This window comes from Collimonas fungivorans Ter331, from assembly GCF_000221045.1.
GTDB classification, from domain to species: Bacteria; Pseudomonadota; Gammaproteobacteria; order Burkholderiales; family Burkholderiaceae_D; genus Collimonas; species Collimonas fungivorans_A.
Genome location: NC_015856.1, coordinates 4,608,230 through 4,620,816 on the forward strand (window position 1 = coordinate 4,608,230; position 12,587 = coordinate 4,620,816).

The 12,587-nt window shown below is 58.5% G+C and carries 12 protein-coding genes; 4 read left to right on the plus strand and 8 right to left on the minus strand.

Annotation, left to right across the window (positions count from 1 at the left end; translation table 11 throughout):
- The first annotated feature begins 6 nt into the window (after positions 1–6).
- The 3 genes from coaE (at position 7) to yacG (ending at position 1,756) form a co-directional block, all read left to right on the plus strand.
- Positions 7–660, plus strand: a complete 654-nt coding sequence (gene coaE, locus CFU_RS20435; protein WP_014007900.1) for a dephospho-CoA kinase — start codon at positions 7–9, stop codon at positions 658–660.
- Between the two features lie 130 nt (positions 661–790).
- Complete coding sequence (gene zapD / locus CFU_RS20440; RefSeq protein ID WP_014007901.1) at positions 791–1,546, plus strand: cell division protein ZapD; 756 nt, start codon at positions 791–793, stop codon at positions 1,544–1,546.
- Positions 1,547–1,567: 21 nt separating this feature from the next.
- The gene (gene yacG, locus CFU_RS20445) at positions 1,568–1,756 is read left to right on the plus strand and encodes a DNA gyrase inhibitor YacG (RefSeq protein WP_014007902.1); all 189 of its coding nucleotides are present in this window, start codon (positions 1,568–1,570) and stop codon (positions 1,754–1,756) included.
- A gap of 19 nt (positions 1,757–1,775) precedes the next feature.
- Here the strand turns inward: yacG and mutT are convergent, their stop codons facing one another.
- The 5 genes from mutT to CFU_RS20470 all read right to left on the minus strand — a co-directional run bounded on the left by mutT (position 1,776) and on the right by CFU_RS20470 (position 8,575).
- Positions 1,776–2,189, minus strand: coding sequence for an 8-oxo-dGTP diphosphatase MutT (gene mutT, locus CFU_RS20450; protein WP_041742552.1), 414 nt, complete (start codon positions 2,187–2,189; stop codon positions 1,776–1,778).
- The gene (locus tag CFU_RS20455) at positions 2,186–3,061 is read right to left on the minus strand and encodes an ATP-binding protein (RefSeq protein WP_041742554.1); all 876 of its coding nucleotides are present in this window, start codon (positions 3,059–3,061) and stop codon (positions 2,186–2,188) included. Before CFU_RS20455 ends, mutT begins: the two co-directional genes overlap by 4 nt.
- 140 nt (positions 3,062–3,201) lie before the next feature.
- Positions 3,202–4,440: a bifunctional glutamate N-acetyltransferase/amino-acid acetyltransferase ArgJ gene (gene argJ / locus CFU_RS20460; RefSeq protein WP_014007905.1), complete on the minus strand. Its 1,239-nt coding sequence runs from the start codon at positions 4,438–4,440 to the stop codon at positions 3,202–3,204.
- Positions 4,441–4,649: 209 nt separating this feature from the next.
- Positions 4,650–7,409 (minus strand): preprotein translocase subunit SecA, encoded by a 2,760-nt coding sequence (gene secA / locus CFU_RS20465; RefSeq protein ID WP_014007906.1) that lies wholly within the window; start codon positions 7,407–7,409, stop codon positions 4,650–4,652.
- Between the two features lie 209 nt (positions 7,410–7,618).
- Positions 7,619–8,575: a M23 family metallopeptidase gene (locus tag CFU_RS20470; protein ID WP_014007907.1), complete on the minus strand. Its 957-nt coding sequence runs from the start codon at positions 8,573–8,575 to the stop codon at positions 7,619–7,621.
- 417 nt (positions 8,576–8,992) lie between these two features.
- On the opposite strand from CFU_RS20470, the gene CFU_RS20475 reads away from it, so the two are divergent.
- Positions 8,993–9,493 (plus strand): hypothetical protein, encoded by a 501-nt coding sequence (locus tag CFU_RS20475; protein WP_014007908.1) that lies wholly within the window; start codon positions 8,993–8,995, stop codon positions 9,491–9,493.
- A gap of 56 nt (positions 9,494–9,549) precedes the next feature.
- Here the strand turns inward: CFU_RS20475 and lpxC are convergent, their stop codons facing one another.
- The 3 genes from lpxC to ftsZ all read right to left on the minus strand — a co-directional run bounded on the left by lpxC (position 9,550) and on the right by ftsZ (position 12,543).
- Positions 9,550–10,485 (minus strand): UDP-3-O-acyl-N-acetylglucosamine deacetylase, encoded by a 936-nt coding sequence (gene lpxC, locus CFU_RS20480; RefSeq protein WP_014007909.1) that lies wholly within the window; start codon positions 10,483–10,485, stop codon positions 9,550–9,552.
- Between the two features lie 143 nt (positions 10,486–10,628).
- On the minus strand, positions 10,629–11,135 hold the full coding sequence (locus CFU_RS20485) for a peroxiredoxin (protein ID WP_014007910.1): 507 nt from the start codon (positions 11,133–11,135) through the stop codon (positions 10,629–10,631).
- A gap of 232 nt (positions 11,136–11,367) precedes the next feature.
- Positions 11,368–12,543 carry a cell division protein FtsZ gene (gene ftsZ, locus CFU_RS20490; RefSeq protein WP_014007911.1) on the minus strand — a complete coding sequence of 392 codons (1,176 nt, stop codon included), beginning with the start codon at positions 12,541–12,543 and terminating at the stop codon, positions 11,368–11,370.
- Between the last annotated feature and the right edge of the window lie 44 nt (positions 12,544–12,587).

The window sequence follows — 12,587 nt, forward strand, 5'->3', positions numbered from 1 at the left end:
TACCGTATGAACCAGCACGATGCTGCTAATCACGACCAGCCAGCGCAGGGCAAGCCCAGATTGAGCGTCGGCCTGACCGGCGGGATCGGCAGCGGCAAGAGCATCGTCGCCGACATGTTTGCCGAGCGCGGCGCCGCTGTCATCGACACCGATGTCATCGCCCATCAGCTGACGGCGCCGGACGGCGCCGCCATTGCCCCGCTTGCCGCCGAATTCGGCAGCTCCTTCATCGACGCCAGCGGCGCCATGGACCGGACCAGGATGCGCGCCCATGTATTCTCGGATCCGCAGGCAAAACAGCGCCTGGAAGCTATCCTGCACCCCTTGATCCGGGCCGAAACCGCCAGCGCGGCGCAACATGTCCAAGGTTTGTACCTGATTTTTGTCGTACCGCTGCTGATCGAATCCGGCAACTGGAAAGAACGGGTACAGCGCATACTGGTCGTGGATTGCGACGAACAGGTCCAGCTGGAACGCGTGATGCAGCGCAATGCAATGACGCCGTCTCAGGTACGCGCCATCATGGCGACCCAAGCCTCCAGGCAGCAACGCTTGCAAGCCGCCGACGATGTGATTGTCAATGATAGTGAGCCCGCAGCGCTATTGCCGCAAGTGACGCGATTACACGCACTATATGAAGCATTGAGCCGATCGTTATAATGGTATAAAGCTTTATATATCAGGCAGAAAGCCTGTCGCTCAATGTTAAAAATAGAGGGGCATTTGTAATTTCTGTTCGCATCGTTCAGAATCATGTCTTATCCGGCTCAAATTTTTAAGGGATGTCACTTTGATCGTCTACGAATATCCTTTCAACGAGCGCATTCGCACCATGTTGCGGCTGGAAGACCTGCACGAAAGATTCGGCTTTTTCGTGCAGCAGGAAAGCCCGCTGCAGCACCATATCGCGCTATCCACCATTTTCGAAATGCTGGAGGTTGCCGGACGCGCCGATCTGAAGTCGGATTTGCTGCAAGAACTGGAACGACAAAAACAAACCCTGCTCGGCTTTAAATCCAATCCCAACGTTGCGCCCGACATGCTGGACGCCATCCTGCAAGAGATAGACCGGATCAGCACAGCGCTGATGGCGACCCAGGGCAAGACCGGCCAGCATATACGCGAAAATGAATGGCTGATGAGTATCCGCGGCCGCACCATCATTCCCGGCGGCGCCTGTGAATTCGACCTGCCTTCCTACTATGCCTGGCAACAGCACCCCGCCGAACAGCGGTTCGCCGATATCGTCGGCTGGTTCGCGCCGCTGGCGCCGTTGTTCGACGCTATCAGCATCGTATTGCGTTTATTGCGAGAAACCGGAAGTTCGGTAAAGATAGACGCACAAAACGGTAGTTATCAGCAAATGCTGCAAGGAAAATCTTACCAGATGCTGCGCCTGATCATTGATGAGCAACTGGCCGCGATTCCTGAAATATCCGCCAACAAGTACATGCTGTGGGTGCGCTTCACCACCCAGGGCGGCGACCTGAAGCCAAAAGCGTATGAAGGCGACGTGCCGTTCGAACTCACTCTTTGTAATTTTTAAATGTTTTTTGAATAGATTTGTATGACTACTACCGTCGATTGCCCGACATGCGGCACAAAAGTTGAATGGATTGCCGCCAACCGGTTCAGGCCGTTTTGCTCAGAACGCTGCAAACAGATCGACCTGGGCGCCTGGGCCGAAGAGAAATATGCGATCCCGGCAGTCAATCCGCCCGATGAAATCGATGACGACGGCAAGCTGCCGCAATAACTCGAGGTAGCGAGGTAGCTTACACGCTCTCTCGGCGCAATTCATCCAGCCATTCAATCAAGGGAATCGCTGCGGGTAACAGTGGCTCGACGTCGACGCTGCCTTGCCATGAAAACGCCTGTCCTTCCAGGCTTTGCGGTTCGCCGCGCCATTCGCGGCTGATGTAAAAATGCAGACGCACGCGCGCATGCGGATAATAATGTTCAATTCCGCACCAAGGCTCGGCAGAGGCAATTTCAACTCCCAGTTCCTCCAGCAGTTCACGCTTGAGGGCGTCGAAAATCGACTCTCCCGATTCGACTTTCCCCCCCGGGAACTCCCAGTAACCAGCCATCGGCTTGCCTGCCGGCCTCTGGCCCAGCAGCACGTCGCCGTTGGGCTTCATCAGGATGCCGACTGCTACATTGACCGGTTCCCGCTCAAGAACGGTCATGGCGGCGTCATTCTGCCGGCGTAATCGCGGGCAAACTGCCATGCCACCCGGCCTGAACGCGAAGCCCGTTGCAAGGCCCAGCGCAAGGCATCGCCGCGCGCTTCCGCAATCTGCTCTGCATTGCAGCCGAAATGGCTGAGCCAATGGCCGACGATGTCCAGGTAATCGTCTTGCTTGAACGGATAAAACGATACCCACAGTCCGAAGCGCTCTGAAAGTGAAATCTTTTCTTCGACGGTTTCCCCCGGATGCAAATCGCCATCCTCGGTAGTTTTATAGCTGGCATTGTCCGACATCCGCTCCGGCAGCAAATGGCGCCGGTTGGAAGTGGCATAAATCAGCACATTGTCCGACTGCGCGGCGATGCTGCCGTCGAGCGCCACTTTGAGCGCCTTGTAACCGCTCTCCCCCTCTTCGAACGAAAGATCGTCGCAGAAAATGATGAAGCGTTCCGGCCGCTCCGCCACCAGGTCGACAATATCCGGCAATGCCGCCAAATCGTCCTTATCCACTTCGATCAGCCGCAACCCTTGGGGAGCATACTGGTTCAGGCAAGCTTTGATCAGCGACGATTTGCCGGTGCCGCGGGCGCCGGTCAGCAGCACATTGTTGGCCGGCCGGCCATCGACGAACTGGCGCGTATTCTGGTCGATCTGCTGCTTCTGTACTTCGATATTGTGCAGGTCCGACAGCGCGATATCGGAAATATGGCCGACCGCCTGCAAGTAACCGCCGGCAGATCCGCCGCGATGGCGCCAGCGAAAAGCGGTCGCCGCCTGCCAGTCGGGAGCCGCCTTGGCCTGCGGCAGGATGGATTCAAGCCGGGTCAGCAGGGCTTCGGCGCGGAGCAGGAATTGGTCTAATTGAGTCATGGCTGGTTCGGTGACAAATGGGATTTCCCCATTCTGACGCAAAGCAAAACGCCGCTGGGTGAATATTATTTGTCAAAGTAAATTCGCCGCCGTGGCCGACAGCCGGCCTCGGACAGCATTTTTTTCGGGATATTATCGGCTCAGGAGCGATAGTCAGCATTGATCGAGACATAGTCATGCGATAAATCGCAGGTCCAGACAGTCGCATCGGCATCGCCGCGCGCCAGCTGCACCCGCACCGTGATCTCGCTCTGTTTCATGACGCGCTGGCCGTCGGCTTCCTGGTATTCAGGATTGCGGCCACCGTTTTTTGCCACCAGGACGTCATCCAGGTACAGATCCAGTTTGCTGACGTCGAGGTCGTCGACGCCGGCGTAACCGATCGCCGCCAGGATGCGGCCCAGGTTCGGATCGGAAGCGAAGAAAGCGGTCTTGACCAGCGGCGAGTGCGCGATCGAATAAGCGATCTTGCGGCATTCTGCGACGTTCTGTCCCTGTTCCACCGTGATCGTGATGAACTTGGTGGCGCCTTCGCCGTCGCGGATGATCATTTGCGCCAGATGCCGTGAAATATCGGTGACGGCAGCCGCCAGCTCCGCATATTCCGCACTGTCGACGCTGCTGATTTCCAGTTCGCCGGCGCCGGTGGCGATCAGCATGAACGAGTCGTTGGTCGAGGTATCGCCGTCGATGGTGATGCAGTTGAACGAGCGGTCGGCGGCCTGGCGCACCATGTGCTCCAGCACCGGTTGCGCCACTTTCGCATCGATCGCCAGGAAACCGAGCATGGTCGCCATATTCGGCTTGATCATGCCGGCGCCCTTGCTGATGCCGGACAGCGTCACCGTTTTGCCGGCGATGACCAGGCTGCGCGAAGCCGCCTTCGGCTGGGTATCGGTGGTCATGATAGCCTCAGCGGCATTGAACCAGTTGTCGCTTTGCAGGTTCTGTAGCGCCTGCGGCAAACCGGCGGTGATGCGCTCCACCGGCAGCGGCTCCAGGATGACGCCAGTCGAAAACGGCAGGATCTGCGCCGCATGGCAGCCCAGCAGCTCGGCCAGCGCATCACAGGTGGCATTGGCTGCCGCCAGGCCGGCTTCGCCGGTGCCGGCATTGGCGTTGCCGGTATTGATCAGCAGCGCGCGAACAGGTTCGCCCGAAATTTCGGCGGCCGCCAGGTGTGCTTTGCTGACTTGCACCGGAGCGGCGCAAAAGCGGTTTTGCGTAAACACCCCGGCTACCGTCGCCGTCGGCGCCAGTTTCATCACCAGCAAATCCTTGCGATTCGCTTTGCGCACACCGGCCTCGGCATGGCCAAGCTCGATGCCCGCCACGGGCAGCAGGTCGGCGGCGACAGGAATGGGGGAGTTGACGGCCATGAGAATCCTTAACTAGGTATATAGGTGTTGGCGGCGCTGGTTTGCCGAGATTAATGGGTCGGTTGCCCGGTCCAGCAGACCGGCAGCTAATCCAGGTGCTTATTTTAAGGGGTATTAAGGCGTATGCGCAGAACATGTGTACATCTGCCGCAACAAAAGCAAAGGGCGGGTTTCCCCGCCCTGCTTTAGCTGTTGCCCATCCTTGCCGGTTACATCAGCTGGCCGTGGCACTGCTTGTATTTCTTGCCGCTGCCGCAAGGGCAAGGATCGTTGCGGCCGACCTTCGGCACGCTGCTGCCCGGCTGCTGCGATTCATCGCTGTGCGCAGTCGGCGCCAGCAAGGTTTCCGGCGCCTCGTTCGAATCAAAATCGGCGTGCTGGTAGTGCACGTTTTCCACATGGGACTGCGCCATTTCTTCTTCGGCAGCAGCGATTTCCTCGCGGTTTTCGATACGTACCGTCATCACCACCTTGACCACTTCATTCTTGATCAGGTCCAGCATCTGGCCAAACAGTTCAAACGCTTCGCGCTTGTATTCCTGCTTCGGATTCTTTTGTGCGTAACCGCGCAGGTGGATCCCCTGGCGCAGATGGTCGAGCGCCGCCAGATGTTCGCGCCAATGGCTGTCGACGCTTTGCAGCATGACGCTGCGCTCGAAGCCGGCGAACGATTCCTTGCCGACGATTTCGGTCTTGGCGTCATAGGTAGCATTGGCGGCAGTCAGCACGCGCTCCAGCAGATCCTCGTCGGTCAGGTTAGGTTCCGATTTCAGCATCTCGCCCAGCGGCACTTCCAGGTGCAGGTCGTTGGCCAAGGCTGCTTCCAGCGCCGGGATATTCCACTGCTCTTCCAGCGATTCTTCCGGCACATAAGTGCGGAAGGTGTCGTCCAGCACGCCTTCGCGCAGCGACGCCACCGTCTCGGACACGCCTTGCGATTCCAGCAACTCGTTGCGCTGCTGATAGATCACCTTGCGCTGATCGTTGGCGACATCGTCATATTCCAGCAGCTGCTTGCGGATATCGAAGTTGCGCGCCTCGACCTTGCGCTGCGCCGATTCGATCGAACGCGACACGATACCAGCCTCGATCGGCTCGCCTTCCGGCATTTTCAGCCGGTCCATGATGGCGCGCACGCGGTCGCCGGCAAAAATGCGCAGCAAGGCGTCGTCCAGCGACAGGTAGAAACGCGAAGAACCCGGATCGCCCTGGCGCGCAGCACGGCCGCGCAACTGGTTATCCACCCGGCGCGATTCATGACGCTCGGTGCCGATGATATGCAAGCCGCCGGCATTGACCACGTGGTCATGCAGCGATTGCCATTCATCGCGCAACTTGTCGGAGCGCAGCTGTTTTTCGGTATCGCCGAGGGCGTCGTCGGCTTCGATGAACTGGATCTGTTTCTCGACATTCCCGCCCAGCACGATGTCGGTACCGCGTCCCGCCATGTTGGTGGCGATAGTGATCGCTTGCGGACGGCCTGCCTGCGCGATGATTTCCGCTTCGCGCGCATGCTGCTTGGCGTTCAGCACGTTGTGCGGCAGCTTGGCCTTGGTCAGGATCGAGGACAGCAGCTCCGAGTTTTCGATCGAGGTGGTGCCCACCAGCACCGGCTGTCCGCGCTCGTAGCAATCCTGGATATCCTTCAGCATCGCATTGTATTTTTCCTGCGACGTCTTGTAGACCTGGTCTTGCCGGTCCTTGCGCTGGTTCGGCCGGTTTTGCGGGATCACCACGGTTTCCAGGCCGTAGATTTCCTGAAATTCGTAAGCTTCGGTATCGGCAGTGCCGGTCATGCCAGCCAGTTTGCCGTACATGCGGAAATAGTTCTGGAAGGTGATCGAGGCCAGGGTCTGGTTCTCGTTCTGGATCTTGACGCCTTCCTTGGCTTCCACCGCCTGGTGCAAGCCGTCCGACCAGCGGCGGCCGGTCATCATGCGGCCGGTGAATTCGTCGACGATGACGATTTCGCCGCCCTGCACCACATAGTGCTGGTCCTTGAAATACAGCGAGTGCGCGCGCAGCGCGGCGTACAGGTGATGGATCAGGCTGATGTTGGCGGCGTCGTACAGGGACGCTCCTTCTGCCAGCAAGCCCATGTCGGTGAGGATCTGCTCGGCTTTTTCATGGCCGGCTTCGGTCAGCAGCACCTGGTGCGCTTTTTCATCCTTGGTGTAATCGCCAGGGACTTCTACCTTGCCCTTGCCGTCCGGCGTTTCTTCGCCGACCTGCTGGGTCAGCAGCGGCGGCACTTCATTGATCTTGTAATACAGGTCGGTGTGATTTTCAGCCTGGCCGGAAATGATCAGCGGCGTCCGCGCTTCATCGATCAGGATCGAGTCGACTTCATCGACGATGGCGAAATTCAGGCTGCGCTGCACGCGGTCGGCGGCGTCGTACACCATGTTGTCGCGCAGGTAATCGAAACCGAATTCGTTGTTGGTGCCGTAGGTGATGTCGGCGCCGTAAGCCACCTGCTTGGCGTCGTGCTCCACCGACGACAGGTTGACCCCGGTCGTCAGGCCCAGCCAGCCATACAAACGTCCCATCCACTCGGCATCGCGCTGCGCCAGGTAGTCATTGACGGTCACCACGTGCACGCCCTTGCCGGACAGCGCATTCAGGTATGCCGGCAGGGTCGCCATCAGCGTCTTGCCCTCGCCGGTGCCCATTTCGGCGATTTTCCCGTAATGCAATACCATGCCGCCGATCAGTTGCACGTCGAAATGGCGCATTTTCAAGACCCGCTTGCCGGCCTCGCGGCAAACCGCGAATGCTTCCGGCAGCAAGGCGTCGAGCTTTTCGCCGTCGGCTATGCGTTGCTTGAGCTCCGGCGTTTTCGCCTGCAGCTCGGCATCGGACAGTTTTTCGAACGCCGGTTCAAGTGCATTAATTTGTCGGACGACTTTTTTATATTGCTTAAGCAGGCGCTGGTTGCGGCTACCGAAAATCTGGGTCAGTAATGACATGCTTGGATTCTAAAAAAAGCGCCGGCGGCATTCCGCGGCATCTTGTGGATGACCCCGAAACCGGGCTGTGGCTAAATAATCGGAGAATTTTATCATGCAGTCCCCGACACATTGGGGTTATGCACCAGGAAACAATAGCAAGTTGCGCAAATTGTGCCCGGCATCCGGCGCATCCGGGCTCTACTGTGCTTGCATTACAACAACATTCATTACTTCCCGGCCAATGTTGCCATCTTGGCCAGGTCGGTGCCAGCGTTCAGGAACTTGCGCGGATCCTGCGCCACGCCCTTGATTCTTACTTCGAAATGCAGGTGCGGCCCGGTCGAACGTCCAGTAGTGCCAATATCGGCGATATGCTGGCCACGCTGCACGATGTCGCCCACCTTGACAAACAGCCGGGAGGCATGGGCGTAGCGGGTGATGATGTCGTTGCCGTGGTCGATATCAAGCATGTTGCCGTATTGCGGATGATATTCGGCGGCGATTACGACGCCGGCCGCCGCGGCGACGATGCTGGTGCCGACCGAGGCTGGAAAATCCAGTCCTTCGTGAAATGCGCTGCGGCCGGTGAACGGATCGAGCCGCCAGCCGAAGCTGGAGGAATTGTAGTTGACGTTGACCGGCTGGTTGGTCGGCAGCAGCTTGGACTTGATGCGGTCGCTCATCAGCACGGTTTCGACCACATTCAGGTAGTCGGTGCGAAAACCGACATCGCGCGACATGGCGTCCAGCGCTTGCTGGAATTCACTCATGCTCATGTCGTGCGAGCGCCGGTCGTACAGGCTGCTCGATTCGGCGCCGCCGCGTCCCGGCGCTTCCTTGAAATTGAATTCCTCCGGCTTGACCCCGGCCAGGCCCTGGACCCGTTCGCCCAAGGCATCCAGGCGCATCAGCTGCGCCTGCATTTCGCCAAGCTTGATGGCCATCGCCGCCAGGTTTTCCTTCAGGTACTTGTCTTTATCCTGTACTCCTCCGGCGACAGCGTTGCCGGTGGCCTTGCCCGCAAACGGCAGGCCGACTGCGTAACGGGCGGTGAGGAAATACAATAATCCGGTCGCCAGCAATACCGCCAGTAAAAAACCGACGATCATCAGGGTGATGTGCCTGGCGCCTAAGGTGATGGATTTTGCGCGATTAAAACGCGGGTGCAACAGAATTACCTGCATTGCAGCTCCGGTGAAGCCCTGACTGGAGCCTGTTGAGAGTCAATTTGGGAGTGCGAACGTGACGTAGGCGTTGCAGGCCTAGGCGCAGCGACGCGACGTAGCGGTGCTACGGCAAGGATGCGGATGGCCGCCCCCTGCAACAACGGCATGCGACGCCTACGGCTCGTTCCCTCCGGGTTCAAACCAAAACGTGCGCTGGACTGCGTTGCATGGCTTGCAGGGGCCTCGGCCCCTGCTGCGCCACGCCCTTGTGCAGGGCGCATACCCGCCTGCAGGCGGGTATCGTTACGCAGGCGTGCAGCTATGCTGCACGAATTCCCTGCTACACCCTTGCCAGCACACGTTTTGGTTTGAACGCATCTCCCAAATTGACTCTCAATAGGCTCCTGGTCACAGGTGTGATATGGTTTCACCATCATGCGTAGACTCTCACCTTCTTCTTACCGGCCAGCGACAACGGGTTCCAGGCCTCAAACTCAAAAAGCCGTTGCCGATTTTTTACGGGGGAATGACAAGATGGCGGCTTTGCTGCCCGCTGTCACACGCATGGCGGCGCTGCAAAAACAATGCGCCGCCGAATTGCCTGCCATGTTCAGTACCTGCGAAGTATTGCAATGCGAAGCCGGGCAGCTGGTGCTGTCAGCTCCCAATGCAGCTCTGGCAAGCAAATTGAAGCAGCAACTGCCACGCCTGCAAAACCAATTGCTGGCAGGAAATTGGCAGATTAATGCAATCCGAATCAAAGTGCAAGTAAGCCAAAACCTAATGAAAGCGCCTGCTGTCAAGCAGGCACTACTTTCATCCAAAGCTGTATCGGCATTCTCTTCGCTGATGGAAGAACTGGAACCATCGACTGCCAACGAAGCACTGAAAAATGCTATCGCAGCGATGGTCAGGCGCTATAGCGACAAAAAATGAATCGCTGCAGGCGGGGATGAACGCCATCTTGCAAAAATGGCATTATACACAAACAGCTAGTTAAGAGCCCACTCTTGCCCGACCTGGCGTTGATAAGCGCCGGGCGCTTCGCTCAACTCGTCGAAGCTGACCACTTCATAGGCATCCGGCTGGGCCAGCAAAGCGCGCAGCAACTGGTTGTTCAGGCCGTGGCCCGACTTGTGGGCGGTGTAGCTGGCCAGCAGCGGATGGCCGATCAGATACAGGTCGCCGATGGCGTCCAGGATCTTGTGGCGGACAAACTCGTTTTCGTAGCGCAAGCCATCGCTGTTAAGAATGCGGTACTCATCCATCACGATAGCGTTTTCCAGCGAACCGCCGCGCGCCAGTCCCAGGCCGCGCATGGTTTCCACATCCTGCATGAAACCGAACGTGCGGGCGCGCGCCACTTCCTTCACATATGACTGGATGCCGAAATCGACTTCCGCGGTCTGGCCGGTGCCATCCACCGCAGGGTGGTTGAATTCGATAAAGAACTTCAGCTTGAAACCGTTGCATGGATCGAGCCGCGCCCATTTCTCGCGGTCGCCTTCGCCTTCTCGCACTTCGACCGATTTTTTGATGCGCACGAATTTCTTGGCGGCGTTTTGCTCTTCCAGCCCCGCTTGCTGCAGCAGGAACACGAACGACGACGCCGAACCGTCCATGATGGGGATTTCCTCGGCAGTCACGTCGACATACAGGTTGTCAATGCCCAGCCCCGAACAGGCCGACATCAGATGTTCGATGGTAGAAACCCGCACGCCGTCTTTGACCAGCACCGAGGCCATGCGCGTGTCCCCGACTTCGGTGGCCTTGGCCGGGAAATCGACGGCAGGATCTATATCGACACGCCGGAAAACGATGCCGGTATCCACTGCTGCCGGACGCAAGGTCAGCTCGACCTTGGTGCCGGAATGGACGCCAATGCCTGTCGTCTTGACAATTCTTTTGATAGTGCGCTGTTTCAACATGATGACATTATAAGTCTGACTGATAATTATTCAGTAACGATATGTAGTTATTGTGGGGTAAAAAACACGCCAGGGTGTTTCCGGCCCCGGAACTGAAAAACGGCACCACTGGCGCCGCCTTCTTTACCGACAATGGCTAGCTTTTAGGCCAGTTGCGCCAGCAGGGTTTCCGCATTGGATACCTCGAACTTGCCGCCCTGCTCCACGTTCAGCTGCTTGACCACGCCATCGTCGATCAGCGCCGAAAAACGTTGTGAGCGCACGCCCATGCCGAACTTGCCGAAATCGGCATCCAGGCCCAGCGCCTTGACGAAATCGGCATTGCCGTCAGCCAGCAAACGCACGATGCCGGTGGCTTTCTGGTCACGGCCCCAGGCGCCCATGACAAACGCATCGTTGACGGAAACCGCCCAGATTTCATCGACGCCCTTGGCCTTGAATTCCGCCGCATGCTGGATGTAGCCAGGCAGGTGCTTGGCGGAACAGGTCGGCGTGAAAGCGCCCGGCACGGCGAACAAGGCGATTTTCTTGCCCTTGACCAGGTCGCTGACATTGAACGAATTTGGTCCGAGCGAGCAGCCTTCGGTCTCGGTTTCGATGAATTCTGCTAATTTGCCTTCCGGCAGGCGATCGCCGATCTTGATAGTCATGATTAAGTCCTTGTCTAGGTATGGATGCCCTGAAGCCCGTGGCGCAACGCTATGGCGCGCGCCGGTATTCCAGAAGCACGAAATGTTGGCGGATGCTACAAAAGAAAACGCCGCGCCTTTCGACGCGGCGTTGAACCCGCAGTATGCCCTGTTCCGCACTTTCATGCAGAATGCCGGCGATGATAGCGGGTATCAGCACCCGCCATCACCATTGGGACAAAAGCGCCCCGACTTAGTCCGCTTGCTTGCGCAGGAAAGCCGGAATGTCGTAGGTTTCCATGCCGTTCTTTTCCAAAGCCCGCACCGTGTCGGAAGCCGACTCGCGACGCCATACCGCCGGCGCCTTCATGCCTTCGAACGACGAGCTGCCGTGTCCCACGGAAGCCTGGCCGTGCATCATCGGCTCGTTGTGGGTGCCGGTGCGCATCATCGGCGCCTGCACCAGCTGCACAGCCTTGCGCGCACGGCCCAGGCCGGTCGCCACCACGGTGACGCGGATATCGTCGCCCATGGTTTCGTCGTAGGCGATGCCCTGGGCAATCGAAGCGTCCGGCGCCGCAAACGCACGCACGGTCGCCATGACTTCCTTGATTTCCTTCCCCTTCAGGCTGCGGCTGGCCGTGACGTTGACCAGCACCCCGCGGGCGCCGGACAGATCGATGCCGTCCAGCAGCGGCGAGGCAACCGCCTGCTCCGCCGCCAGGCGCGCGCGATCGACGCCGGATGCAGTGGCGGTTCCCATCATGGCCTTGCCTTGTTCGCCCATGATGGTCTTGACGTCATTGAAGTCGACGTTGATGTGGCCTGGCACATTGATGATTTCGGCGATCCCGGCGACAGCGTTGTTGAGGACGTCGTCGGCGTGCTGCAGCCATTCCATCATGCTGTCGTCTTCATAAATCTCTTCGAGCTTCTCGTTGAGAATGATGATCAGCGAATCAACATGCTGGGACAGGGCTTCCAGACCTTCGTCGGCGATGTCCATGCATTTCTGGCCTTCATACGAAAACGGCTTCGACACCACCGCCACCGTCAGCGCACCCAGTTCCTTGGCGATCTGCGCCACCACCGGCGCAGCGCCGGTGCCGGTGCCGCCGCCCATGCCCGCAGCGATGAACACCATGTGCGCGCCGCGCAATGCGTCTTCGATCCGGCCGCGCGATTCCTCGGCTAGCTGACGACCCACCGACGGCTTCATGCCCGCGCCCAGTCCGGTCTCGCCGATCTGGATCACGTTATGCGCCTTCGATTGCTTGAGCGCCTGCGCATCGGTGTTGGCGGCGATGAACTCCACTCCTGACACACCCTTGTTGATCATATGTTGGACCGCATTGCCGCCGGCGCCACCGACGCCGACAACTTTAATCACGGTGCCCAAAGTTGCATTGTCAAGCATATCGATTTCCATGATATTTCCTCATAAAGATGCAGCATTCAGTCAATAGGCATCAC

What these genes read in the sequence shown, in the direction of transcription:
- coaE (WP_014007900.1), top strand. Translation starts at nt 7, where the DNA reads ATGAACCAGCACGATGCTGCTAATCACGACCAGCCAGCGCAGGGCAAG.
- yacG (WP_014007902.1), top strand. Translation starts at nt 1,568, where the DNA reads ATGACTACTACCGTCGATTGCCCGACATGCGGCACAAAAGTTGAATGG.
- mutT (WP_041742552.1), bottom strand. Translation starts at nt 2,189, where the DNA reads ATGACCGTTCTTGAGCGGGAACCGGTCAATGTAGCAGTCGGCATCCTG.
- CFU_RS20455 (WP_041742554.1), bottom strand. Translation starts at nt 3,061, where the DNA reads ATGACTCAATTAGACCAATTCCTGCTCCGCGCCGAAGCCCTGCTGACC.
- argJ (WP_014007905.1), bottom strand. Translation starts at nt 4,440, where the DNA reads ATGGCCGTCAACTCCCCCATTCCTGTCGCCGCCGACCTGCTGCCCGTG.
- secA (WP_014007906.1), bottom strand. Translation starts at nt 7,409, where the DNA reads ATGTCATTACTGACCCAGATTTTCGGTAGCCGCAACCAGCGCCTGCTT.
- CFU_RS20470 (WP_014007907.1), bottom strand. Translation starts at nt 8,575, where the DNA reads ATGCAGGTAATTCTGTTGCACCCGCGTTTTAATCGCGCAAAATCCATC.
- CFU_RS20475 (WP_014007908.1), top strand. Translation starts at nt 8,993, where the DNA reads ATGCGTAGACTCTCACCTTCTTCTTACCGGCCAGCGACAACGGGTTCC.
- lpxC (WP_014007909.1), bottom strand. Translation starts at nt 10,485, where the DNA reads ATGTTGAAACAGCGCACTATCAAAAGAATTGTCAAGACGACAGGCATT.
- CFU_RS20485 (WP_014007910.1), bottom strand. Translation starts at nt 11,135, where the DNA reads ATGACTATCAAGATCGGCGATCGCCTGCCGGAAGGCAAATTAGCAGAA.
- ftsZ (WP_014007911.1), bottom strand. Translation starts at nt 12,543, where the DNA reads ATGGAAATCGATATGCTTGACAATGCAACTTTGGGCACCGTGATTAAA.